The sequence below is a fragment of the Winogradskyella marincola genome, assembly GCF_029624125.1.
GTDB classification, from domain to species: domain Bacteria; phylum Bacteroidota; class Bacteroidia; order Flavobacteriales; family Flavobacteriaceae; genus Winogradskyella; species Winogradskyella marincola.
The window spans coordinates 140,947-165,059 of record NZ_JARSBN010000008.1 but is presented as its reverse complement, the minus strand read 5'-3'; the positions used below and the strand labels follow the sequence as shown (position 1 = coordinate 165,059).

The window sequence follows — 24,113 nt, the reverse complement described above, 5'->3', positions numbered from 1 at the left end:
GACAAATATATTAAAATAACGACAAAAAATGCATTTTATCGTTATTTTATGTTTTTTATCGGATTAAAAAAGACATCTAAAACTTAGATTTGGTGTTAATCCTAAAGACTTATTTTCTACTTTAATGGCTTTATTAGAGTCATTAGGATCTACTTTAAAGTAGGTATTTATACTGTTTTTTCTGTCTAAGGCATTAATAACTCCAAATCGCAGTAAAGCTTTGACATTATTAGAAATAGTGAAACTATATTTTAATGATGCATCTAAACGCATAAAATGATCTAAATTTTCACTATTTGGTGTATCATAATTAACAAACGTATTATTACCGTCTTGCACAGTTTCGTTACCTTCAACAGGTTTTGTAAACGGCTGTCCTGATCGCCAAATGCCACCAACAGACATTTCTAGATTAGATAAAATAGTACAGTTGAGTCCCAAACCAAACGAATGTCTTACATCTACATTATTAGGAAAAACCGAAGGTGTTAGCGTATTAAATTCATAATCATTTATACTATATGTATAACTAAACCACGTACTAAAACGCTGTGCGGTTTTGCTTGCCAAGACCTCAACACCTCTAACATTATAACTGCCTATAGCATTTAAAAACTGAAAATTATTATAAAACCCTTGATTAGAAACTGTTATACCTTGTACGTTTTTGTAGAACCCTTCAACATCAATTAAAAAATTATTTTTACTGAATTCTAAACCAAACGACCCTTGTTTACTTTCTGAAATTGGAATAGTTTCCTCATTTGCCAATATCCAACGACGGTTTTCTACTCCTAAAAAATCATCTTGAAAATCAATAATCTGTGTTGCTGATTGATTTTTAAATTCTCCCTGAAGTTTAAGAGCAAGGTTATTGAAAAGCTTGTGTCTTACATTCAATCGTGGTTCAATAATAAGCTTACTAAACTTCTGAAAATAATTACCTCTTACACCTACTCTTGCATAGGTTTTTTTGTTACTAAATTCAGCCTCGGCAAACAAAGCATGATTAAGCAATACATCTTTTTTAGTTCGGTTGTAATTTGGGTTAATTACATCTGTAGCATTTAAGATACCAACTTCGGTAAATTGATAACCTGTAAATAGATTAAAGCTGTCATTAATTTTTAAATTAGATTTTATTTTAAAACCTGATTCTAAAACCTCATTAGACTGCTTTACTTCCTGATTAGTTTCAACTCTTGCATCTGTTGCTTCAACAGTATATTTTGAATAATAACCACTTAATTGTGTTGAAAACCGATCGTTCCAAACAGCATTCCATTGTCCGCCAAAGCCTAAATTTTCTTGTGTAAGATTACTAGATTTTGAAACTGTTTCGCTTGTATTGTTGGTGTTAGATTCAGCATAATCTAAATTATTATTAATGCCAATAACGTTTGCTCTAAACTTATGGTTATCATTTAAATCGAATAATACTTTGGCTGAAAAATCGTAAAACGAGAAGTCTGAAGACTGGTTACCTGTAGCATCTGACTCTGTACTGGTATTAATATCACTATCCTGAAAACTACGCTCAAAATAATTATCGTACGTTGGAGAAGCCAACACATCTGTAAAGGATCTTCTGCCTGAAAAATGAAATGCCAGTTTCTTACTAATTGGTACTTTTAAATAAGCATCTGCATGCAAAAGATTTGCACCAAATCCTCCTGAAAAATCATCATTTATGGTATTCTTAGTTCGCATATCTATAGTACTAGACACACCATCACTATACTCACTCGATGTTCCGTTTTTAGACACAATGGTCTTATCTGTGAGATAAGGATTATAAGCCGATATTAAGCCAAAAAAATGACCGGAATGATACATTTTAATTCCATCCCAAAGCATGAGGTTTTGGTCATTTGTACCACCTCTTACATTAAGATTGGCAATACTTTCATTTACACTTTCTACACCTGGCAAAACCTGAATAGTTTGCAAAATATCTGGCTCTATTAAACCTGGTAACACACCAAAAGTTTCAGAATTTAATTGCGTACTGCCATCTAAACGCTTTTGTAATCCTGTAGTTAAAAACTTTGTAATTAAAACCTGATTGAGTTGCTCTAACTTTTCTTCTAACACTATTGTTTTGCAACCTTTATATTCCCACAAATCTGTGGCTTTAATCCTTTCTGTATTGTACCCTAAATAGGAAATTACAACCTCAGCACCAACTGGCACATCTGTTAACTTAAATTCTCCTTCATTATTGGATACAGCACCATTTAATGTATTATTGACAACAATTGAGGCTCCGTAAAGCGATGTATTGGCATCAATTTTCAATATTCCACAAACAGAAATCGTTTTATCAATCGTAGAAATAGTAATATATCTATCGGTTAAAAACTTAAAATTAAGTAAGGTGGAGCTGTTTAGTTTCTCAATAACTGTTTTTAGAGTTGAGGAAGATTGTGGTTGCTCAACAGTAACTGATTTTACATCTACAGCAGAATACGAAAATTTAACCTCGTGCTTGGTTTCAATTTCAGAAATTAATTGCAAAAGTGGTATCTTTTCTTGTGCCTGACTTTGCAAAGAAAATAGCGTTATTACAATACATAGAAGACGCTTAGTTAGCTCCATAATTATAAAACTCTACGTCATTACCATTTATTTTATAGCTAAGTTTTAATGGTATAGTTACAGCTTTTAAGGCAATATTTTTGTCTTTGTGGGTAAAACTTCCCGAAAATAATTGAGATGTATCAACACCATCTACTATCTTAATTTTAATATTGTATTGCAGTTGCAAGTCTTCTATAACTTGCCATAACGGTACATTATTAAAGCTAGACTCTTCATTAATCCAAGACGGATTTTGCGATGTAAAATCGTCTATCTTAATCATCTTACCACTTACAACTCTCACACTTTTTCCTGGTGCTAAAACCGTAGTTTCATTATCATAAGTTACAGCAACCGAACCTTCATAACACTTTACTTCAAAAAAGTTACTGCGCTCTTTTACATTAAACTGTGTTCCCAGTACCTCAACAGATCCTGCATCTGTATTTACAGTGAATTTTTTGCCTTTGGTAACTTTAAAATAAGCCTCGCCATCTAAGGTTAACAAACGCTGATTGTCCCATTCCTTTTTATTATAGGTTAACTGTGATTTTGCATTAAGAACAACCTCAGAATCATCTGGTAAATTAAGCGTAGTTGTCTCCGCAACGCCTGTTTTATATGAAGCTTCTGTATTAAAAAAGATAAAATAAGAACACGTTAACATAAGTACTACAATAGCAGCAACACGCAATAACATCTTATAATTAAGTGGTACAACCTTAGAGGTCTCTTTTTTGGTTTTATTTAAAGATCTGGTTTTAAAATCTGCCAATGCCTTATTAGCATCGATATATGGTGTTTCTATTTGTTTTGAATAAAAACCAGCCTTTTCTAATGCAGAAAAATCCTCATTAGGATACATGGCTTTTATTTCTTCGGTAGAAATTTCACCATTAAACCATTTTAATATGTCATTATCTTTATTCATTTTTAATGCTATTCTACTTTAAGACACTTTAGTGCTATTTTACCCTATACTAAGTTTCTAAATTGTTTTATTATTTAGTTTTTCTCTTAAAATCTTGAGTGCTGCAGACATTCGTTTTTCTACTGTTTTTTGAGACACACCAAGTAATTCTGCAATTTCTCTATACTTTTTATCTTCGATTCGGTTGAGTAAAAATACTTCGCGCTGCTCCTCACTTAAATCGGCTATTACAGCTTGCAACTTATTTTTAAATTCTTCTTCTTCGAGTAAATATTCTGGAGTTTGGTTAGTCTTATCTAAATATGGCGAAGCTTTAGCGTAAGTCAATACTACTTTCTGATGTCTTACTATATTTAAAAACAAATTATTTACAGTTGTAAATAAGTAAGTTTTGGCCTTAGTATAGTCTACACTAGAGCAATTTTCCCATATCTTAGAAAAGGCATCTTGTACCAAATCTAACGCAACTGACTTGTCTCCAGACTTATAAAACGCAAAATTATTCACAGCTTTTATATGCTCAAGATAAAAAGCATTGAAGTGTTCTTCTTCACAAAGATTTGGGTGTTTATTTGCCATTAATGATTAATCAATAGTTGTAAATGCAAAAATAGGAATAAAAAAATCACACATTAAAAACACTGATTTTCAGAATATTAAAATTTATTTTAAAAAAATTTCAAAAAAACCATAGGGTAAATTAAATCCTAAACGTCTTAAATACAGAAAGCGAAAAAAATCGCAATAATTAATTTAAGAACACAAAACCCAAAAATCAATATTATGAAAAATTTAAAATTCTTATCAGCACTTTTATTTATTTCAATCTTAAGCTTAACCTCTTGTCAAGATGAAATAGATGACGAAAACGGAAACAACCCAAACACAAACTCAGCAACATCACCAACTGCTCAAAACTTAGAAAGATCTGCTATGTATGATGGTAGTTTTGATGATTTCTTAGACGATGTTTCTTGTTCTTCTGTTTTATTTCCTGTAACTGTTATTGTAGATAATACCGAGATTACTTTAGTTTCAGAATCTGATTACGAATTGGTGCTAGACATCATTGGAGAATTTACAGACGATGACGATTCGGTTCAATTTCAATTCCCTATCACTGTACAGTTAAGCAATTATACGCAAGTTGTAATTAATAACGAAGCAGAATTAGACGCACTAGAAGATGCTTGCGATGATGCAGAAGATAATTTTGAAGATGCTATAAACTGTTTAGAAATAGATTTCCCTATTACAATCTTAACTTATGATGCCAACTTAGAGCAAAGTGGTAGTGTTGTAATTGAGTCTGAGCAACAATTATACAACTATATGGATAATTTTGATGATGACGCTTATTTTTCTGTAAACTACCCAATAACAGCAACATTAAGCAATGGTAATACTGTAGAAATTACAAGCGATGCTGATCTGGAAAATTACATTGATGAGTGTTTAGATTTTGATGACATGGAAGACGATGCTGAAGATGATGCCGAAGATGTTGAAGAAATACTAGTTGAAGGTACTTTTGTTATTGAAAGCTATGTAGATGCTGCTGGAAATGCTGTAGCTGAGTTTGCAGATTACACTATAGATTTTGCTAACGACTTAACTTGTACAGCGCAAAATGTTGTAAACACTACAATTGCCGATGTTGAAGGCGTGTACCAAGTAACGTCAGACATTGATGTATACTTAAGCTTAACCTTTACAGGAAATACAACTTTCGAATTACTTAATCAAACGTGGGAAGTAACAAGTTATTCTGAAAATTCTATTTCTCTACAAAGCACAACTAATGCTGCCATAACCGTGGTTTTATCCCAAATCTAAACCAAAAGGGCATTAGTTACGTAGGTTAAGGTAAAAGCAGCTGTTTTTTTAGACAGCTGCTTTTTAACAAAACATTTTATCATGAGACTTAAAATCACATACCTCTTTTTGTTTCTGTTGTTCATAACAAGCTGTACAACTGAAGATTCAGACTCTAATAATGGCGATGAAAACAACGGCATAAACGAAAACCTCAACAGACAAACCGTTGGTAGTTCGGCAAACGATCTATTATCCGCTACTATTTTTGACAAAATGATTGTTGAAATAGTATATGTAGAAGGATTAGAACCTACAGAGGAAACTGTGACTAATTTTGTTTCATTTCTAGAAAACAGAACATACAAACCTAATGGTATTACAATTGAAAAACGTGCCATTCCTTCTCCAGGAAACACAAGCTACTCCATACAAGAGATTGCTGATATAGAAATTGCAGAACGTCAATATTACAACACCAATAACACCATTGCTGTTTGGGCTTTATTTATAGATGGTGAATCTGAAAATAACGCTAATGGTAATGTTGTGCTAGGCTCCGCATACTGGAACACCTCTTTTGTAATTTTTGAAGAAACCATACAAGACTATAGCAATAGTACTTTTGAACCTAACAGAACACTATTAGAAACCACAGTGATTACTCATGAGTTTGGTCATATATTTGGCCTTACAAATCTCGGTACAGAAATGGTAACAAATCATGAAGATACCGAACACCCTAAGCACTGTAACAACGAAGACTGCTTAATGTTTTGGGCAACAGAATCTTCTCAAGGTGTAGACAATATGCTAAATATGACCTCTGCACCAGAACTCGACAGCCAATGCATTGCAGACCTTCAAGCTAATGGAGGCAAATAATATAAACTCAAATATATTTTAAAAATGAAAACTAAAATCTTAACACTTTCGATGCTATTTTGTGCACTCTTCAATTTAAGTGCTCAAGATGACACAACAACAAAAACTTCAAACTTCGGAATTAAAGGTGGTTACAATTTAGCTGCTGTAAGTTTTGATGAAGATAGTGAAACTGGTCAACGTCATAGCTTTCATGTTGGTTTCTATGGCGAGTCATTTTTTACAGAAAGCATAGCTTTACAAGTAGAGCTTTTATATTCACAACAAGGTTACGAGATTGAAAGCAATGGAGGTACATTTACCCAAAAGCTAGACTACATCAATGTACCATTAATGTTTAAAATGTATCCAGATAATAATTTTTTCTTAGAAGTTGGTCCCCAAATAGGTTTAGCCATTTCTCACGAAGAAGAGTTTGATAGTAATTTTGACCTTTTTGATACATCACAAGAATTTGAACCTAATAGTTTTGATTGGGGAGTTAATTTTGGTGGTGGTTTTAAAACCAATTCTGGCATTAGCTTAGGTGTAAGATACCATCTTGGATTAGGTGATATTTATGAAGAAGGAAATCCTAAAAACAGAGTATGGCAATTTTCTGTTGGCTTCGATTTCTAACAGACATATTAAAGCATAAAAAAACCGCATAATCACTTATGCGGTTTTCTTTTTATATACAGTTACTAATTATGCATCGATATTTGCATAAATAGCATTCTTCTCAATAAACTCTCTACGAGGTGGCACTTCGTCTCCCATTAGCATAGAGAAAATACGATCTGCTTCACTACCGTTATCGATATTAACCTGACGTAACGTTCTAAACTCTGGATTCATTGTAGTATCCCAAAGTTGCTCAGCATTCATTTCACCAAGACCCTTATAACGTTGTATTTTAGAACCATCACCAAAATCTGAAATGATAGCATCACGATCTTTATCTGACCATGCATATTGCTTTTTAGCACCTTTCTTTACTAAGTATAAAGGTGGTGTTGCAATGTATACAAATCCATTTTCTATAAGTTCTCTCATGTATCTAAAGAAGAACGTTAAGATTAGTGTTGCAATGTGGCTACCATCAATATCGGCATCACACATAATTACTACTTTATGGTATCTTAATTTTGTAAGATTTAATGCTCTTGGATCTTCTTCTGTACCAATAGTTACACCTAGTGCTGTGAAAATATTTTTGATTTCTTCATTTTCAAACACCTTGTGCTGCATTGCTTTTTCAACATTAAGAATCTTACCTCTTAATGGTAAAATTGCTTGAAATGCTCTGTCTCTACCTTGCTTAGCAGTACCACCTGCAGAATCACCCTCTACAAGGAATACTTCACATTGCGCTGGGTCTTGCTCAGAACAGTCAGATAATTTTCCTGGTAAACCACCAATACTCATTACCGTTTTACGCTGTACCATTTCACGTGCTTTTTGTGCTGCGTGACGTGCTTGTGCTGCCAAGATTACCTTTTGTACAATCGTCTTTGCATCTTCTGGATGCTCTTCTAAGTAATCGGTTAACATTTCTGAAACCGCCTGAGAAACTGATGCAGAAACTTCACGGTTACCAAGTTTAGTTTTGGTCTGACCTTCAAACTGAGGTTCTGCTACTTTTACAGAAACAATAGCTGTTAAACCTTCACGGAAATCATCACCAGAAATATCAAACTTCAATTTGTCTAACATTCCAGAACCATCTGCATATTTCTTAAGCGTATGCGTTAGTCCACGACGGAAACCAGAAAGGTGTGTACCACCTTCGTGCGTATTAATATTGTTTACATAAGAGTGTAAATTCTCTGCATAAGAAGTATTATACACCATAGCAACTTCAACAGGAACACCATTTTTTTCACCTTCAAATGAAATAACATCTTTCATTAATGGCTCTCTGTTGCCGTCTAAAAACTTAACAAATTCTGAAAGTCCTTCTTCAGAATGGAAAGTTTCACCTTCATAAGAACCGTCTTCTTTTTTGTGACGCTTATCTACTAAATGAACTGTAATACCTCTGTTAAGGTATGCCAACTCACGCATACGACTCGCTAACGTGTCGTAGTTATATTCTAATGTTTGCTGGAAGATTTGCGGATCTGGCTTAAAGGTTACAATAGTACCTGTCTTATCTGTATCTCCAACAGTTTTTACAGGATATAAAGTTTTACCACGCTCATACTCTTGCTCCCATACTTTACCTTCTCTGTAAACTGTAGCTTTTAAATGCTCAGAAAGTGCGTTAACACAACTTACACCAACACCATGAAGACCACCAGAAACCTTATAAGAATCCTTATCGAACTTACCACCAGCACCAATTTTGGTCATTACAACCTCTAATGCAGAAACACCTTCTTTTTTATGAAGACCAACTGGGATACCACGACCATCATCTTCTGTAGTTATGGAATTATCCTCGTTTATAGTTACTGTGATATTATCGCAATGTCCTGCTAAAGCTTCATCAATAGAGTTGTCTACAACCTCATATACCAAGTGATGTAAACCTCTTACACCAACATCACCAATGTACATCGATGGACGCATACGCACGTGCTCCATGCCCTCTAAGGCCTGGATACTGTCTGCGCCATATTGTTTTTTGTTTTCTTCGCTCATTTTATATGTAATAAGATTTAGTTCTAATTTTACAGCAAAAAAGACGCTAACTGCGTCTCTTTTGAGTACTTTCAAAGATAAGAAAAATCAAAGCCAATACATAGCTTTTTATTGACTTTGAGTAATAATTATTAACAATTGTTAAAAAGACAAAAGTAGCTTAAAACAGCTAAAAAGCATCTTAAATTGGATTTCAGCGCTTTTATTACTCAATAAAAATATAAAATTCATCAAAGTGTCTTAAAACCGATTTTTTAACCCTTTTTTAAATCAAAAAAAGCTAACCTTAACGGTCAGCTTTCTGATTTAATCTAAACTTTTACTAACATAAATTAATACGCATCATCATGCACTTTAGCAACTGCTCTACCACTTGGGTCATTCATATTTTTAAATGCTTCATCCCACTCTAACGCGATTTTTGTACTACACGCTACGCTTGGCTCTTGTGGCACACTTAAAGCTGCTGTATCACTTGGAAAATGCCCTTCAAAAATGGTTCTGTAATAATACTCTTCTTTATTTTGTGGTGTTTGTATTGGGAAACGGAAATGTGCATTTGCCATTTGCTCGTCTGTTACTTCCTCGTTTACCAGTTCTTTTAAGGTGTCTATCCAGCTGTAACCTACTCCATCACTAAATTGTTCTTTTTGTCTCCAAGCTACACTTTCTGGCAACATATCTTCAAATGCTTTGCGTACTACCCATTTTTCAATTCTACCGTCTTTTATCATTTTATCTTCTGGGTTAATGCGCATAGCAACATCCATAAACTCTTTATCTAAAAATGGTACACGACCTTCAATTCCCCAAGCTGCTAAACTTTTGTTAGCTCTTAAACAATCGTACATGTGTAACTTACTTAATTTACGTACAGTTTCTTCATGAAATTCTCTCGCGTTTGGTGCTTTGTGGAAGTACAAATAGCCACCAAATAATTCGTCAGCACCTTCACCAGATAGTACCATTTTTATTCCCATTGACTTAATAACTCTAGCCATTAAGTACATAGGTGTGCTCGCTCTAATGGTTGTAATATCGTAGGTTTCTAATTGATATATAACATCTTTTATAGCATCTAAGCCTTCTTGGATGGTAAACTTAATTTCATGATGAACTGTACCAATATGATCCGCTACTTTTCTGGCAGCGGCCAAATCCGGAGAACCTTCTAATCCTACAGAAAAGCTATGTAATTGTGGCCACCAAGCTTGCTCTTTATCATCTGCCTCTATACGACGTTGCGAATATTTTTTTGCAATAGCAGAAGTTACAGAAGAATCTAATCCACCAGACAACAATACTCCATAAGGAACATCACTCATAAGCTGTCTGTGCACTGCATCTTCTAAGGCTTGTTTTACTTCTGCAATGCTTGTTTCGTTATCTTTTACAGCATCAAAATCTTCCCAATCGCGTTTGTACCACTGCACTAACTCTCCATCCTTGCCACTCATGTAGTGTCCTGGAGGAAATAACTCAATCTTAGTACAAACTCCTTCTAAAGCTTTTAATTCTGAAGCCACATAGAATGTTCCGTGTTGATCCCAACCCATATATAATGGTATAATTCCCATATGGTCTCTCGCTATGAAATACTCATCTTTATCTACATCGTAAATTGCAAAACCAAAAATGCCGTTCATTTCATCAACAAAGTCGACTCCTTTTTCTTTATATAAAGCTAGAATTACTTCACAATCGCTTTCAGTTTGAAACTTGTAATCTGGAAATTGAACTCTTAAAACTTTATGGTTATATATCTCACCATTTGCGGCCAAGATTAGTTTTTTATCTTCACTAAACAATGGCTGTTTTCCTGAAGCAGGATCTACTATAGCTAATCGCTCGTGAGCCAAAATTGCTTTTTCATCACTGTAAACACCACTCCAATCTGGTCCTCTATGACGAATGGCCTTTGCCATTTCTAATACCTGAGGTCTTAAATCTTCTGATTTCTGTTTTATATCAAACGCACATACTATTCCGCACATAACTATTTTATTTCATTATTAATTATGAAACAAATATGAAATTAAACTTTCATTTATTAAACACTTAAACACATATTGATTTCAATATAAAATATAAAAATACATTTTTAAACAAAAACAAAACTTCAACAATACAAATTCTAACATTTAACTTTTAATCTGTAAACTTTAGGATTTCTTTTCGACCGTAAGAGCAATTAAAATCTAATTTTATTTCAACTAAAAACCAAAACATGAAAACAACACGATTAATTTCAACCATTGCTTTTGCATTTGCATTACTTCTATCTTTTAATGCTGAAGCTCAAAAATTTTCAGGATTAGATAAAAGCCCAATGGACGCGGCTTCTTTTCCTAGCAACTACAAAGAGTCTAACAAACAAATAAAAATAGTTTACAGCAGACCTCAGCTAAAAGACAGAGATGTATATGATTTAGCAAAACCTGAAAAAGTATGGAGACTTGGCGCTAATGAAGCTGCAGAACTACAAGTCTACACTGACATGAAATTAGACGGAAAAGACGTTAAAAAAGGAACATACACTGTATATGCAATTCCTGGAAAGGAAGAATGGACTATCATTATAAGTACAGATTTAAATGTTTGGGGAAGTTATTTTTACGATGAAAAAAATGATGTTGCCAGAATAACTGTACCGACAACGGAAGGAGATGAATCTCTTGAAGCTTTTTCTATAGCCTTTGAAGAATCTGATAAAGGTGCAGATATGCACATAGGTTGGGGCACTGTTAGAGTTGCTGTACCTTTTGAGAAAAAGTAACACTCTTTACATAAAAAACTACAAAAGACTGTCTGTAAGATTATTTACAAACAGTCTTTTTTTGTTTCTATAATGAAGGAATGTGTCCCCAATTTTCACCAGATTTAATTCTGTTGAGTTGCGTTGTAGAAATTCCGAAACGCTTTGCTATAATCTTTAGTCGTGTTCGCCTGTTAGGATCATTCAGCATTTTCTTAATTAACCTCACATTATTTTCTGTGAGCTTAGCAGATGGCGGCTCCTGTTTTTTCTTGGCTTTAATAAAATGAGGGTTTTTCCATTGGTGAGCTTCTTTTTCACTCTTAGAAGCCCATTTTAGATTATTAGCTTTGTTATTCAGCTTGTCATAATCTAAGTGGATAACGTAGATACCTTCTTTAGTATTTTCCAAAAAATACTGGGCAACAAGTTTGTGTACATAATAGCCTTTGTATTTGTACTTACTGTAGCCTCTGTAAACTTTTGTTTCAGTGGTTTTAATTTTAATATGAGGATAACCATTTAACAGATAAGGGTCTATTAATCTTGGTTTTTCCTCCTCAACTTTAATAATTCTACCATAGTTTGAAACAAAAAATTTTTCTTGTGATGAAATCTTGTCTTCCTTAGGGGATTCTAATGTTTTCCAAATTTCACCTCTGTAATTTTTAATTTCGTTAAAGAACATTTAAGGGATATTCAAATATTTATGGGTTTGCAATGACACCTTCCACTTTGGATTAGCCATTACATAATCTACAATCTTTGGCATCATCTTCTCTCTCTTACTCCATTCTGGTTGCAGGTATAATATACAATTTTTATTTACTTTTTCGGCTTGTTCTTCAGCAAATTTGAAATCGTCATTATTATAGATGATACATTTAAGCTCGTTTGCTTCTTTATAAACTTCTTCGGTTGGTAGCTTTACTTTCTTAGGAGATAAGCAAATCCAGTCCCATTTACCCGTTAATTTATAGGCACCAGAAGTCTCTATGTGCGTTTGCACTCCTTTGGCTTTTAACTGTTCTGTAAGTGGACCCATGTCCCAAGTGAGCGGTTCTCCTCCTGTTACAACAATAATATCACTGTATTTTACAGCGTTTTCAACAATTTTTGTTGTTTCAGTTGCAGGATGCAATTCTGGCAACCAACTCTCTTTTACATCGCACCAATGACAACCAACATCGCAACCACCAATTCTCACAAAGTACGCTGCTGTTCCTTTATGAAAACCCTCTCCCTGAATAGTATAAAACTCTTCCATTAAAGGCAATAAATGCCCTTGATCTATCAATTGTTGTTTTTCTCGTCTTGTCATAGTGCGCAAATATACCAATAAGTCTGTACTATTTGTGTATTACCAAAGGGCAAAATGCCAATTGCAGCAAATATACATGCGGTTATTTCTATTTTATACTTGATTAAAATTACACTATTTTTATGCAAATTTTCTGATCCATGAGTAATTCTGAAAAATTCATCAACGACATCAATGCTGGCAACACTTTTAAGGGAGATTACATTACCCTAGGTGCTGCAATGTTAGAAGGTGAAACTAAAACTAATGCTTTTGTTAATGTGCCTCTAAAAACAATGAACCGACACGGTCTTATTGCCGGAGCCACAGGAACAGGAAAAACAAAAACGCTTCAGGTGTTGGCTGAAAATCTTTCTGAAAAAGGTGTTCCTGTTTTACTAATGGACATTAAAGGAGATTTAAGTGGCTTGGCAAAACCAAGTCCTGGACACGCCAAAATTGATGAACGTCATGAAAAAATAGGACTTCCGTTTGATCCTCAATCATTTCCTGTAGAAATTTTAACCCTCTCTGAGCAAGATGGTGTTAGACTTAGAGCCACCATTAGCGAGTTTGGACCTGTTCTTATCTCAAGAATATTAGGTGTTACCGAAACACAAGCCGGAATCATTTCTGTAATTTTCAAGTATTGTGATGATAATAAACTACCGCTTCTAGACCTTAAAGATTTCAAAAAGATTTTACAATATGCTACTAATGAAGGTAAAGAAGAATTTCAGGAAGCTTATGGTAGAATTTCAACAGCTTCTACAGGAGCTATTCTAAGAAAAATCATTGAAATTGAGCAACAAGGCGGAGATCTCTTCTTCGGCGAAACCTCTTTTGACACACAAGATTTATTGCGTATTGACGAAAATGGACGTGGTTATATAAACATAATCAGGCTTACAGACATCCAAGACAAACCGAAGTTGTTTTCAACTTTTATGTTAAGTCTATTAGCTGAAATTTATTCTACATTCCCAGAGCAAGGAGATAGCGGAAGACCAGAACTTGTAATGTTTATAGATGAAGCGCATTTAATTTTTAATGAGGCTTCTGACGCATTATTAAACCAAATAGGAAGTATCGTAAAACTTATAAGAAGTAAAGGTGTTGGTCTATACTTTGTAACCCAAAACCCTACTGATGTTCCTGAAGCTGTGCTAGGACAACTAGGCTTAAAAGTGCAACATGCTTTACGTGCTTTTACAGCAAAAGACCGAAAAGCCATTAAACTTACGGCACAAAACTATCCAGACACAGAATATTATGACACTGCTGATGTGCTAACTTCTTTAGGTATTGGTGAAGCGTTAGTATCTGCTCTAGACGAAAAAGGAAAACCAACTCCTCTGGCAGCTACAATGATGCGTGCTCCTATGAGTCGCATGGATATCTTAACCGAATCTGAACTTAGCAGCTTACTCTCACAATCTCAATTAGCAAAAAAATACAATAAAGAGATTGATAGAGAAAGTGCATATGAAATGCTAAACGAAAAAATAAAGCTAGCAGAAGCAGAAGAAGCAAAACGTAAAGCTGAAGAAGAAAAAGAGGCGCTAAAAAAAGCCGAAAGCAAACGCAAAGCTAGTTCTAGCAGAAGACGAAGCACAAGACAAAACCCAATTGTAAAAGTACTCTCTAGTCCAACAGTAATTAGAAGTGTACTTGGAATTTTAACCAAAATGCTAAAATAACTAACCCTAAATCTTAAATATGAAAAACATCTTTTTTGCAATTATAATTGCATCAGTTTTTATAACAAGCTGCTCAACTGACAAACCTGTAGATCCGTTTTTAGTTAAAAAACATAATATTGGCTTACTAACAGACTCTACAACGGTTAGGGAATTAGATGCCATTTTTAAAAATGATTCAATTGTAAAATATGTTTCTGGCGATGAATTTGCTGGCTCTATAAATGTTATTGAAATATTTGATAAAGGAGGTAAGAAGCTCTTAGACTTATATCCTAAAGAAGCTCTAGACTCTACATCTGTAATCTCCAGCGTTAGAATTAAAGATGAGCGTTATAAAACTGAAAGGAACATTTCATTACTTAGCACGTTTAAAGATATTAAGGATAATCACAGAATTTCGAAAATTGACAATCTTATCAATACCGTTGTTATTTCTATTAATGAAATAAACACATCTTTTGCTATTGATAAGAAGGAATTACCAAGCAGTCTAAGATTTGATATGAATGCAACTATAGACGCTATTCAAATACCAGAAAAAGCTAAGATTAAATATTTTATGATTCATTGGTAATTAATGACTAAAGAAGAACTTGACAAATGTTTGAAATGGTGGGAAAGCAAGCGCTTATGGTACAATGTAATCGTAGGTGGAATTGGTCTTCTAGGCCTATGTATGTATAGCACCTATTTTGGTCTTATTGAATTTATTGGCTTATTAGCTTACGGCTTTGTTGCAAACGTTTTTTATTCGTTAGGAATATTAATTGAAATTTTAGATTATTATTATTTCAAGAATGAGCTTAAGATTTATAACAAAAGATACTTTTTGTTCATTGTTGGCTGTTTGTTTTCTTGTATAATAACCTGGCACCAAATCAACATTTATTACAACCCATTCTTTCTAATTTAAAATGAAATACACAATTCAAAACTCACCATTCATCGTCCCAACTGACGATGGAAAAATAATAAAAGAACATTTTGGAAAAGCTAGTGATGGTAATTCTGAAATAAGTATAGCACATATGGTAGCTCCTCCTGGATGGAGTGAACCTTTTCAAACACCAGAATTTGACGAGTACACCTTCATCATAAAAGGAAAAAAGCAATTTATCATTGAAGGTGAAACCATTATTTTAGAAGCAGGACAATCTATTAAAGTAGAAAAAAACACAAGACTTCAATATTCTAATCCTTTTGATGAGCCTTGTGAATATATTGCTATTTGCCTTCCTGCATTTTCAATAGAAGCTGTAAACAGAGAAAACGAATAGCATGAGTAGTTTTGTTATAAAATCTATAGGCAATGCTCTTAACGCAACGAGTATAATATCTTCAAAATATGCCTCTAAGAAGGCTTTAAATTTATTTGCATCGCCACGTAAAGGTCGCTACACAGAAGCTCAAACAAAAATAATCGATTCTGCTTTGTTTGAAGAACTGTCTTACAAAGGGCAAAGTATTGCGGTTTATCGTTGGAAAGGAAATGGAAAGACTGTTTTGTTAGCACACGGCTGGGAAAGCAACGCTTCTAGATGGAGTTATATTCTCAACGATTTAAAAGCTCAAAATTACAACATCATAGCATTAGATGCTCCTGCACATGGTCGCTCAGACGGAAAACAATGTAATGCTATTTTATATTCAGAATTTATAAATATAGTTGCAAAAAAACATCAACCAGAAGTTATAATTGGCCACTCTGTTGGAGGAATGTCAACAGTATTCTTTATTCACAACTACCAACTATCTTCAGTTAAAAAATTGGTTTTATTGGGAGCACCAGCTCATTTTACAGGTGTGTTTTCCAGATACAAAACTATGATGGGCTACAATAAACGTATTTCTAATGGCTTAGACAATATTGTCATTGAACGCTTTGGCAAACCTGTAGATTATTTTTCGGCAGCCAACTTCACCAAAACTATTGAAGCTGAAGGCTTAATCATTCACGATAAAAAAGATAAAATTATTCCTTTTGAAGACGGACAACTTTTTGCCAATCGCTATAAAAATTCAAAGTTTATAGAGACTCAAGGTTTTGGTCATGGATTAAAAGATGAATCTTTAACGCCAAAAATTATTGAGTTTATAAATGGTTAATTCTTATTTATGGCAAGCAAAAAACTAGCTTATATCATTCTAATTCTGTTTTGTTTTAGTTGCAAATCAAACACAGAAGAAAAGCAAAGCAATACATACTCTGACGTTGTTAGTGTAGCTGCCATGAAAGATGTAATGTGGAAAGGTGAACTTTTTAGCAAAATAAAGCTTGATACTATAAAACCTAAAAATGGACTTTATGGCCTTGGTCCAGAAGCTTATTTGCGTGGTGAAATAGTAATTAATAACGGAAAAACTTATGTTTCAAGAATTCTTACAGATTCTACAATGGCTGTGAATGAAATTTCTAATGCTGAGGCACCATTTTTTGTTTATGCTAATGTCACGAAATGGAGCAAAATCAAACTACCGAGTTCTGTAAAATCTATAAAAGATTTAGAGAGTTTTATTGATAATAATACAAAATCTCAAAAAAGACCTTTCGTTTTTAAACTGGATGGTCGTATTTCTGCAGCAACAATTCACATTCAAAATTTACCAAAAGGCACTAAAGTTTCTTCACCTAAAGAAGCTCACCAAGGACAGATTAATTATCAATTAGAAAGTGAAGATGTAGAAATTATTGGTTTTTTCTCTACCGAACATCAAGGTATTTTTACTCATCATGATTCCTTTTTGCACATGCATCTTATCTCTAAAGACAAGACAAAAATGGGTCATCTGGATGATGTTGTTTTTAATGAAATGTCATTATTATTACCTAAGTCCTAAAAGACTTTATTGTATTTTTGCATCATGTCTGATAATTTAAAACGTCTTAACAAATACCTCAGCGAAGCAGGTTATTGCTCTCGTCGTGAAGCTGATCGATTAATCGATGCAGGTAGAGTTACCATTAATGATGCTATACCAGAAATGGGCACTAAAGTTGCTCCTGATGATGTGGTAAAAGTTGATGGAGAAATCATTGGCGAACGCAAACAAGATTTTGTCTATTTAGCCTTTAACAAGCCTGTTGGTATTGTCTGTACCACAGACACTCGTGTTGAAAAAGACAACATTATAGACTTTATAAACTACCCAAAACGTATTTTTCCTATTGGGAGACTAGATAAACCGAGTGAAGGATTGATTTTGCTAACAGACGATGGTGATATCGTTAACAAAATTCTACGTGCCAGCAACAATCACGAAAAGGAATATGTGGTTACTGTCGATAAGCCTATTTCGCAAACTTTTATCCAAAGAATGTCTGGTGGTATTTATATTGAAGAATTAAAACAACGTACCAAAAAGTGTGAGGTAAAAAAAATAGACAAATACACCTTTAGTATTATTCTAACTCAAGGTCTTAACAGACAAATTCGTCGTATGTGTGAGTATCTCAACTACGAAGTACAGACCTTAAAACGTGTTAGAATTATGAATATTGAACTAGACACTGCTATTGGTAAGTATAGAGAACTCACCAAAGAAGAGTTTAAAACATTGAGCGATTTAATTGGAGATTCTAAGAAAACGTTTCAACCCAATCAACAACGTAGAAACAGAAGACATTAATTTTACATGGTATGAATTTATCTCCTTTTCACTTAGCAATTCCTGTTGATGATATAGATGTATGCAGAAATTTTTATACCAATACACTAAATCTTGAAGAAGGAAGAAGTAGCGATCATTGGGTAGATTACAACTTTTTTGGACATCAGTTAGTGATTCATTACAAGCCAAAAACCAAAGAAGACTCACATACAAATTCTGTAGATGGTAAAGATGTACCTGTACCTCATTTTGGTGTGGTTTTACAATGGCAAGACTTTCATGATTTTGCTGATTTGTTAAAAAGCAAAAACATAAATTTCATCATAGAACCTTACATTCGTTTTGAAGGACAAGTTGGTGAGCAAGCAACAATGTTTTTTAAAGATCCTTCCGGAAATGCTTTAGAATTTAAAGCCTTTAAGGATATAAATCAACTATTTGCTAAATAACAAATAGAGTTTTATTTCTTTCTATGTTGTTCTCTAGCTAACAATGTATTCTTTAAAAGCATAGCAATAGTCATTGGCCCAACTCCACCTGGAACTGGTGTTATAAAACTTGCTTTTTTACTTACGTTTTCAAAGTCAACATCTCCTGTAATGTGATAGCCTTTTTCAGAATCATCTGGTACACGTGTTATACCAACATCAATAATTACAGCATCATCTTTTACCATTTCTGCTTTTAAAAAGTTAGGAATACCTAACGCTGAAATAACAATATCTGCCTGAGAAGTAATTTGGGTAATATTTTTAGTATGACTATGCGTTAAAGTTACTGTTGAGTTTCCTGGAAAACCTTTACGTCCCATTAAAATACTCATTGGGCGACCAACTATATGAGAACGACCAATAACAACTGTATGTTTTCCTTTGGTCTCAACTCCATAACGGTCTATAAGCTCTAAAATACCAAATGGTGTAGCAGGAATAAATGTAGACATATCCAGTGACATTTTACCAAAGTTGGTTGGGTGAAAACCATCTACATCCTTATCTGGATTTACTGCCATTAATACTTTTTGAGTATTGATTTGTGGTGGTAATGGCAACTGAATTATGAAACCATCTATATCGTCATTATTGTTAAGCTCTTCAATTTTGTCTAACAATTCAATTTCGCTAGTTGTATTAGGAAGACGTACCATAGTTGACTCAAAACCAACACGCTCACAAGCTCTCACTTTGCTACCTACATATGTTAAGCTAGCTCCATCATTACCAACAATTACAGCTGCAAGGTGTGGTACCTTTTCGCCATTGGCTTTCATTTTATCAACTTCAGCCTTTATTTCGTTTTTAATGTCGTTACTGGTTTTTCTTCCGTCTAGTATGGTCATTTTTTGTTGTTTTCTCGCTAAGACGCAAAGGCGCAAAAGCTAATTGAAAATATATTTATTTATAACTTCTCGGCTACGCTCGAAGTGACTACTTACTGTATACTGTTTACTGCCAACTATCTCGGCATGTTTTTCATCATCTGCATCATGCGTTTTCCGCCACCACCTTGCATCATTTTCATCATTTTACTCATCTGAGTAAACTGTTTTAGCAACTGGTTAACTTCTTGTACAGATGTCCCAGAACCTTTTCCTATTCTTTTCTTTCTGCTTGCATTAATGATCGATGGATTAGCACGCTCATCTGGTGTCATAGAATGAATAATAGCTTCGATTCCTTTAAAAGCATCATCATCGATATCAATACCTTTCATCATCTTACCTGCTCCAGGAATCATACCAATTAAATCCTTCATATTACCCATCTTTTTGATTTGTTGAATTTGTTTTAAGAAATCATCAAATCCAAATTGATTCTTGGCAATTTTCTTTTGAAGTTTTCGAGCTTCCTCTTCATCAAATTGTTCTTGAGCACGTTCTACAAGAGATACAACGTCTCCCATTCCCAAAATACGATCTGCCATACGTGATGGATAGAACACATCTATAGCTTCCATCTTCTCACCTGTACCAATAAATTTAATTGGCTTGTTTACAACAGACTTAATTGAGATTGCAGCACCACCTCGTGTATCACCATCTAATTTGGTAAGGATTACACCATCAAAGTTTAACACATCGTTAAAGGCTTTTGCTGTATTTACAGCATCCTGACCTGTCATAGAATCTACAACAAACAATGTTTCTTGTGGCTGAATAGCTTTGTGAATGTTAGAAATCTCGGTCATCATAGCTTCATCTACAGCCAAACGACCAGCCGTATCTATGATTACTACATTATGACCATTTGCTTTTGCATGTGCAATACCTGCTTGTGCAATAGCAACAGGATCATTATTTCCTTTATCACTATAAACCTCTACATTAATCTGCTCTCCAACAACATGAAGCTGATCTATCGCAGCAGGACGGTAAACATCACAAGCTACTAATAAAGGTTTCTTTGTTTTTTTGTTTTTTAAGTAGTTGGCTAGCTTACCAGAAAATGTGGTTTTACCAGAACCTTGTAAACCAGACATTAAAATTACACTTGGTGTCGCAGAAAGGTTAATACCTTCTGCATCGCCTCCCATAAGTTCGGTTAACTCGTCTTTGACGATTTTAACCATTAACTGACCAGGCTGAAGCGTTGTCAATACATCTTGACCTAAAGCTTTTTCCTTTACATTATTGGTAAATTCTTTAGCAATTTTAAAGTTAACATCGGCATCTAAAAGCGCACGTCTTACTTCTTTTAAGGTTTCTGCAACATTTACTTCGGTAATGCTACCATGACCTTTTAATACGTGTAACGCTTTATCTAACTTATCACTTAAATTATTGAACATAATCTTTATCTCTTTTTGAAGTTGCAAATTTAAGAATTTACAAGAGATAAACGAATGGGATGTATATAATTATATGCTTCAAAATTTAAGAATACTATAAAAAGAAAAGAGCTGCCTAGCGGTTGGCAACTCCTTTCCTCAACTTAAACTCACTAAAAATACTAACTAATGGCTCGTTTATATATTAATTACATGTTTGTTCTAAAACCAAAATATTATCTCCGCTTTGTAACTGCAACCTATCTTCTTCACATTCTACAACAAGCCACTCACCTGTTATTGCTTGGATATTTGGTCCTGTTACATTAGAAAACGTAACAACGACACCTGTAGCTGATTGCGATGTTGTCCATGTGGCATCAATTGTTGTTTCGTTATTATAAATGACTACGATTTGATTGTTTGGTTCAAAATCGAAGTTCCAGTTCATTAAATTATCGCTACCATTATAGTTTACAGCATTCCAAATACATTCTACCAAGAAGCTATCTACTTCTTCTTCGCTACAATTGTTAGAACAATTTTCTACAATAAGTTCTACTGTAAATATTTCTGAAACACCAGGATTATCAGCTAACCTTACTCTCACATAAATTGTTTGAGGATTTGTTGTATTTACAAAAGGAGATATCAGTGCATTTGTCTCTGCCTCTGCATCCATTAATGATTCATAAAATGTCCAAACTACGTTATCTTCAGGGCAATCATAAATTGCATTTAAGTCGAAAGCAACAGAACCATCATTATCATCGTCGCACATAACAACTTCTCTATCTTCAAAACAATCAAAAGCACTACTTACACTTTCATCGCAGGCTAAAATTAAGATATCATCACCTTGGCTAAACACCAACCCATCGTCATTACATTCCTGCAAATACCATTGATCATTATACTCTTCTAAAGACGAAGGGAAATTGATAAAGATAAATACGCCATTATCATCTGAGCTTATATCCCATGTACCATTATGAGGCATATCGCCTTGATACATTGTAAAGAGGCTATTGTTTTCTGAAAACTCAAAATAGGTCATTGGAGATGTATAGCCATTAATAGTAGGTACTATATAGCAAGACATTAGATACTCGCTTACGTCTGATTGATTACAATCTGGCTCAACATTACAATTTTGCTCAAGCACTAACCCATTATTATCTGATACCAACTCTAATCTGTCGTCTTCGCACTCTACAATTCTCCAGTCTAGAGAAAGCACCTGATAGTCGCCTGGCAAGTCTAAAACTAAAAACACTCCTGTATTACCGAGAAGCACCTCCCAAGTACCTGTTACTTCATTTCCTGAATTACTTCCTACCGTTACTATTCCACCTTCTTGAAAATTTAATGGTCCATTATAGTTAGGACTTAACAAATCTGTACCAATCCACCATTCACATTCTTTAAGATTTAAAGCTACTTCCTGAGCATCGCAATCTAAGTTTCCTTCACAATCTAACTCTAACTTCATTGTTACAAAGCCATTGTCTGTTTCCTTTTTAAACTCTAGATCATTATCATCGTCACAGTCTACCAACAACCATAAGCCATTGGCAACACTAAATGTCTGGAAACCTTCGATAACAAGTTTATACCCTAAATCTGTTTCTATAATCTCCCATTCTCCTGTTTCAGCTACAGTAGGATCTCCAACGATTGAAACTGAACCTGACTCATCAAAATGCAACTGTAACGTATTTTCTAATGCACCTGCTTCATTGTAAAAATTAGCTTCAAAACCACACTCTAACAATAAATTTTCAAGTTCATCTAAATTTAGGTCACAGTCATCAAAATCGTCATCGCAATCGTCTTCTGCTGCTTCTATTGCATCAGACAACTCCTGGTTTGAGTTCACTTCTATTGTATTTCCGTCAGCATAGACAAGCGATACTGGATAATTAATGCTTACAACAAGCGCATTATCATCTTCTCCTAAGTCTTCAAGAAAACTATATAGTGCCTCATCGCTAGTTATAGTGACTGTATCTACAATATTAAAATCTGCATTAAACACAGAAAACGTAATTGGATAAACAAAATCCACACACTCTATAACCTCATCATCTTCTAGCTCACAGTCTTCAATAAAATCTTCTAATTGGTCTTCATTTTCAATAACTACTTCAGAATAATCATTAAAAATAATAGTGATTGGAAATACAAAATCGAAGAAATCATCTTCATTTTCATATTGTTCAAATAAATCCTCAAGATCTTCTAAATCATCTAAAGTTTCAACAACAATGGTAACATCTCCCATTACAATCGTCACTGGCAACTCTACCGAAAAACAACTAGATTCATCTAAAAAATTATCATAATCGGCATAGTTTGCAGTAACATTGCCCATAAAATTTGCCAATGGAGTGTTAGGCTGAATCATTTCTTGTTCTTCCGGATTATTTACGTTTATCGCTTCATCTTGACAAGCAGTAAATGTCAAAAGCGCAACAAAGACGTAAATAAATAAATGATTGAATTTAAATTTCATAACACTTGAGTTTTATTTATTATACAACAACTACTCTTTTAAATCTCCTACCTTTCGATTAGAAAATTTATTTATACTTTGCGGCACAATAATTATGAGCCAACCTATAAAAGATCATATTTGCGAAGAACAGTTGTTTGAGCGTTTGTACAAAAAACACTCAAAGAATCTGCATGATTTTTTATATTACAAGTTTGGAGATCACCTAAATCCTAGTGATAAAGTACAAGAAGCGTTTATAAAACTTTGGCAAAACTGCGGAAAAGTTTCTCCGGACAAAGCCAAAAGTTTTTTATTTACAACTGCCAACAACCTAATGTTAAATGCTGTTGCACATCGTAAAGTGGTTTTAAAATACGAGAAATTACCTCAGAAAAAATCCACAAATGAGACTCCAGAGTTTGTACTTCAAGAGAAAGAATACCATCAAAAACTACAAAAAGCACTTTCTAAATTAACAGAAGCACAACGTGTTGCATTTTTAATGAACAGAGTTGAAGGTAAAAAATTCAAAGAAATTGCAGCGCTTTTAGACATCTCAACCAAGGCTGTTGAAAAACGTATTTACGGAGCTTTAAAAAAGCTACGAGAAGATATTGATGAATTATAAAATAAATTGTGGGTAGGAA

Annotated in this window: 22 protein-coding genes; 12 read left to right on the top strand and 10 right to left on the bottom strand. The window is 34.0% G+C overall.

Going from position 1 to position 24,113, the window contains the following annotated elements; genetic code table 11:
* Positions 1-63 precede the first annotated feature (63 nt).
* Genes P7122_RS14080 through P7122_RS14070 form a run of 3 tightly spaced genes read right to left on the bottom strand, consistent with a single transcriptional unit; the run spans position 64 to position 4,090 of the window.
* Positions 64-2,598, bottom strand: a complete 2,535-nt coding sequence (locus tag P7122_RS14080) for a TonB-dependent receptor (RefSeq protein WP_278006433.1) — start codon at positions 2,596-2,598, stop codon at positions 64-66.
* Positions 2,585-3,511: a FecR family protein gene (locus P7122_RS14075; RefSeq protein ID WP_278006432.1), complete on the bottom strand. Its 927-nt coding sequence runs from the start codon at positions 3,509-3,511 to the stop codon at positions 2,585-2,587. The genes P7122_RS14080 and P7122_RS14075 overlap by 14 nt, the downstream gene beginning before the upstream one ends.
* 57 nt (positions 3,512-3,568) lie before the next feature.
* A complete protein-coding gene (locus P7122_RS14070) occupies positions 3,569-4,090 on the bottom strand; it encodes an RNA polymerase sigma factor (RefSeq protein ID WP_278006431.1) in 522 nt (173 codons plus the stop codon).
* A 204-nt stretch (positions 4,091-4,294) separates the two neighbouring features.
* On the opposite strand from P7122_RS14070, the gene P7122_RS14065 reads away from it, so the two are divergent.
* From P7122_RS14065 to P7122_RS14055, 3 genes are all read left to right on the top strand, one after another.
* A complete protein-coding gene (locus tag P7122_RS14065) occupies positions 4,295-5,347 on the top strand; it encodes a hypothetical protein (protein ID WP_278006430.1) in 1,053 nt (350 codons plus the stop codon).
* 81 nt (positions 5,348-5,428) lie between these two features.
* Positions 5,429-6,211, top strand: a complete 783-nt coding sequence (locus P7122_RS14060; RefSeq protein WP_278006429.1) for a zinc metalloprotease — start codon at positions 5,429-5,431, stop codon at positions 6,209-6,211.
* A gap of 24 nt (positions 6,212-6,235) precedes the next feature.
* Positions 6,236-6,829, top strand: coding sequence for a porin family protein (locus P7122_RS14055; protein WP_278006428.1), 594 nt, complete (start codon positions 6,236-6,238; stop codon positions 6,827-6,829).
* Positions 6,830-6,898: 69 nt separating this feature from the next.
* On the opposite strand, the gene gyrB is transcribed toward P7122_RS14055, so the two are convergent.
* Both gyrB and asnB read right to left on the bottom strand, forming a co-directional pair.
* Positions 6,899-8,836 carry a DNA topoisomerase (ATP-hydrolyzing) subunit B gene (gene gyrB / locus P7122_RS14050; RefSeq protein ID WP_278006427.1) on the bottom strand — a complete coding sequence of 646 codons (1,938 nt, stop codon included), beginning with the start codon at positions 8,834-8,836 and terminating at the stop codon, positions 6,899-6,901.
* A 332-nt stretch (positions 8,837-9,168) separates the two neighbouring features.
* A complete protein-coding gene (gene asnB / locus P7122_RS14045; RefSeq protein ID WP_278006426.1) occupies positions 9,169-10,830 on the bottom strand; it encodes an asparagine synthase B in 1,662 nt (553 codons plus the stop codon).
* A 233-nt stretch (positions 10,831-11,063) separates the two neighbouring features.
* On the opposite strand from asnB, the gene P7122_RS14040 reads away from it, so the two are divergent.
* Positions 11,064-11,612 carry a DUF2911 domain-containing protein gene (locus P7122_RS14040; RefSeq protein ID WP_278006425.1) on the top strand — a complete coding sequence of 183 codons (549 nt, stop codon included), beginning with the start codon at positions 11,064-11,066 and terminating at the stop codon, positions 11,610-11,612.
* A gap of 67 nt (positions 11,613-11,679) precedes the next feature.
* Here the strand turns inward: P7122_RS14040 and P7122_RS14035 are convergent, their stop codons facing one another.
* On the bottom strand, positions 11,680-12,279 hold the full coding sequence (locus P7122_RS14035) for an HNH endonuclease (RefSeq protein WP_278006424.1): 600 nt from the start codon (positions 12,277-12,279) through the stop codon (positions 11,680-11,682).
* On the bottom strand, positions 12,280-12,912 hold the full coding sequence (locus P7122_RS14030) for a 7-carboxy-7-deazaguanine synthase QueE (protein WP_278006423.1): 633 nt from the start codon (positions 12,910-12,912) through the stop codon (positions 12,280-12,282).
* A 140-nt stretch (positions 12,913-13,052) separates the two neighbouring features.
* Here P7122_RS14030 and P7122_RS14025 point away from each other — a divergent pair, with 140 nt between their 5' ends.
* From P7122_RS14025 to P7122_RS13995, 7 genes are all read left to right on the top strand, one after another.
* A complete protein-coding gene (locus tag P7122_RS14025; protein ID WP_278006422.1) occupies positions 13,053-14,591 on the top strand; it encodes a helicase HerA-like domain-containing protein in 1,539 nt (512 codons plus the stop codon).
* A 19-nt stretch (positions 14,592-14,610) separates the two neighbouring features.
* Complete coding sequence (locus P7122_RS14020; RefSeq protein ID WP_278006421.1) at positions 14,611-15,168, top strand: hypothetical protein; 558 nt, start codon at positions 14,611-14,613, stop codon at positions 15,166-15,168.
* Between the two features lie 340 nt (positions 15,169-15,508).
* Positions 15,509-15,871, top strand: coding sequence for a cupin domain-containing protein (locus tag P7122_RS14015; RefSeq protein WP_278006420.1), 363 nt, complete (start codon positions 15,509-15,511; stop codon positions 15,869-15,871).
* A gap of 1 nt (position 15,872) precedes the next feature.
* On the top strand, positions 15,873-16,700 hold the full coding sequence (locus P7122_RS14010) for an alpha/beta hydrolase (protein WP_278006419.1): 828 nt from the start codon (positions 15,873-15,875) through the stop codon (positions 16,698-16,700).
* A gap of 9 nt (positions 16,701-16,709) precedes the next feature.
* Positions 16,710-17,432, top strand: a complete 723-nt coding sequence (locus P7122_RS14005) for an acetolactate decarboxylase (RefSeq protein WP_278006418.1) — start codon at positions 16,710-16,712, stop codon at positions 17,430-17,432.
* A 24-nt stretch (positions 17,433-17,456) separates the two neighbouring features.
* Positions 17,457-18,221 (top strand): 23S rRNA pseudouridine(2604) synthase RluF, encoded by a 765-nt coding sequence (gene rluF, locus P7122_RS14000; protein ID WP_278006417.1) that lies wholly within the window; start codon positions 17,457-17,459, stop codon positions 18,219-18,221.
* A gap of 11 nt (positions 18,222-18,232) precedes the next feature.
* A complete protein-coding gene (locus P7122_RS13995; protein WP_278006416.1) occupies positions 18,233-18,652 on the top strand; it encodes a VOC family protein in 420 nt (139 codons plus the stop codon).
* A gap of 11 nt (positions 18,653-18,663) precedes the next feature.
* Here the strand turns inward: P7122_RS13995 and P7122_RS13990 are convergent, their stop codons facing one another.
* The 3 genes from P7122_RS13990 to P7122_RS13980 all read right to left on the bottom strand — a co-directional run bounded on the left by P7122_RS13990 (position 18,664) and on the right by P7122_RS13980 (position 23,484).
* Positions 18,664-19,542 carry a bifunctional 5,10-methylenetetrahydrofolate dehydrogenase/5,10-methenyltetrahydrofolate cyclohydrolase gene (locus tag P7122_RS13990; protein WP_278006415.1) on the bottom strand — a complete coding sequence of 293 codons (879 nt, stop codon included), beginning with the start codon at positions 19,540-19,542 and terminating at the stop codon, positions 18,664-18,666.
* A gap of 116 nt (positions 19,543-19,658) precedes the next feature.
* Positions 19,659-20,990 carry a signal recognition particle protein gene (gene ffh, locus P7122_RS13985; protein WP_278006414.1) on the bottom strand — a complete coding sequence of 444 codons (1,332 nt, stop codon included), beginning with the start codon at positions 20,988-20,990 and terminating at the stop codon, positions 19,659-19,661.
* A gap of 184 nt (positions 20,991-21,174) precedes the next feature.
* Entirely contained in the window at positions 21,175-23,484 is a 2,310-nt protein-coding gene (locus P7122_RS13980; RefSeq protein WP_278006413.1) for an FIDD domain-containing protein, read from the bottom strand.
* Between the two features lie 94 nt (positions 23,485-23,578).
* Here P7122_RS13980 and P7122_RS13975 point away from each other — a divergent pair, with 94 nt between their 5' ends.
* Entirely contained in the window at positions 23,579-24,094 is a 516-nt protein-coding gene (locus P7122_RS13975; RefSeq protein ID WP_278006412.1) for an RNA polymerase sigma factor, read from the top strand.
* The last annotated feature ends 19 nt before the right edge of the window (positions 24,095-24,113 follow it).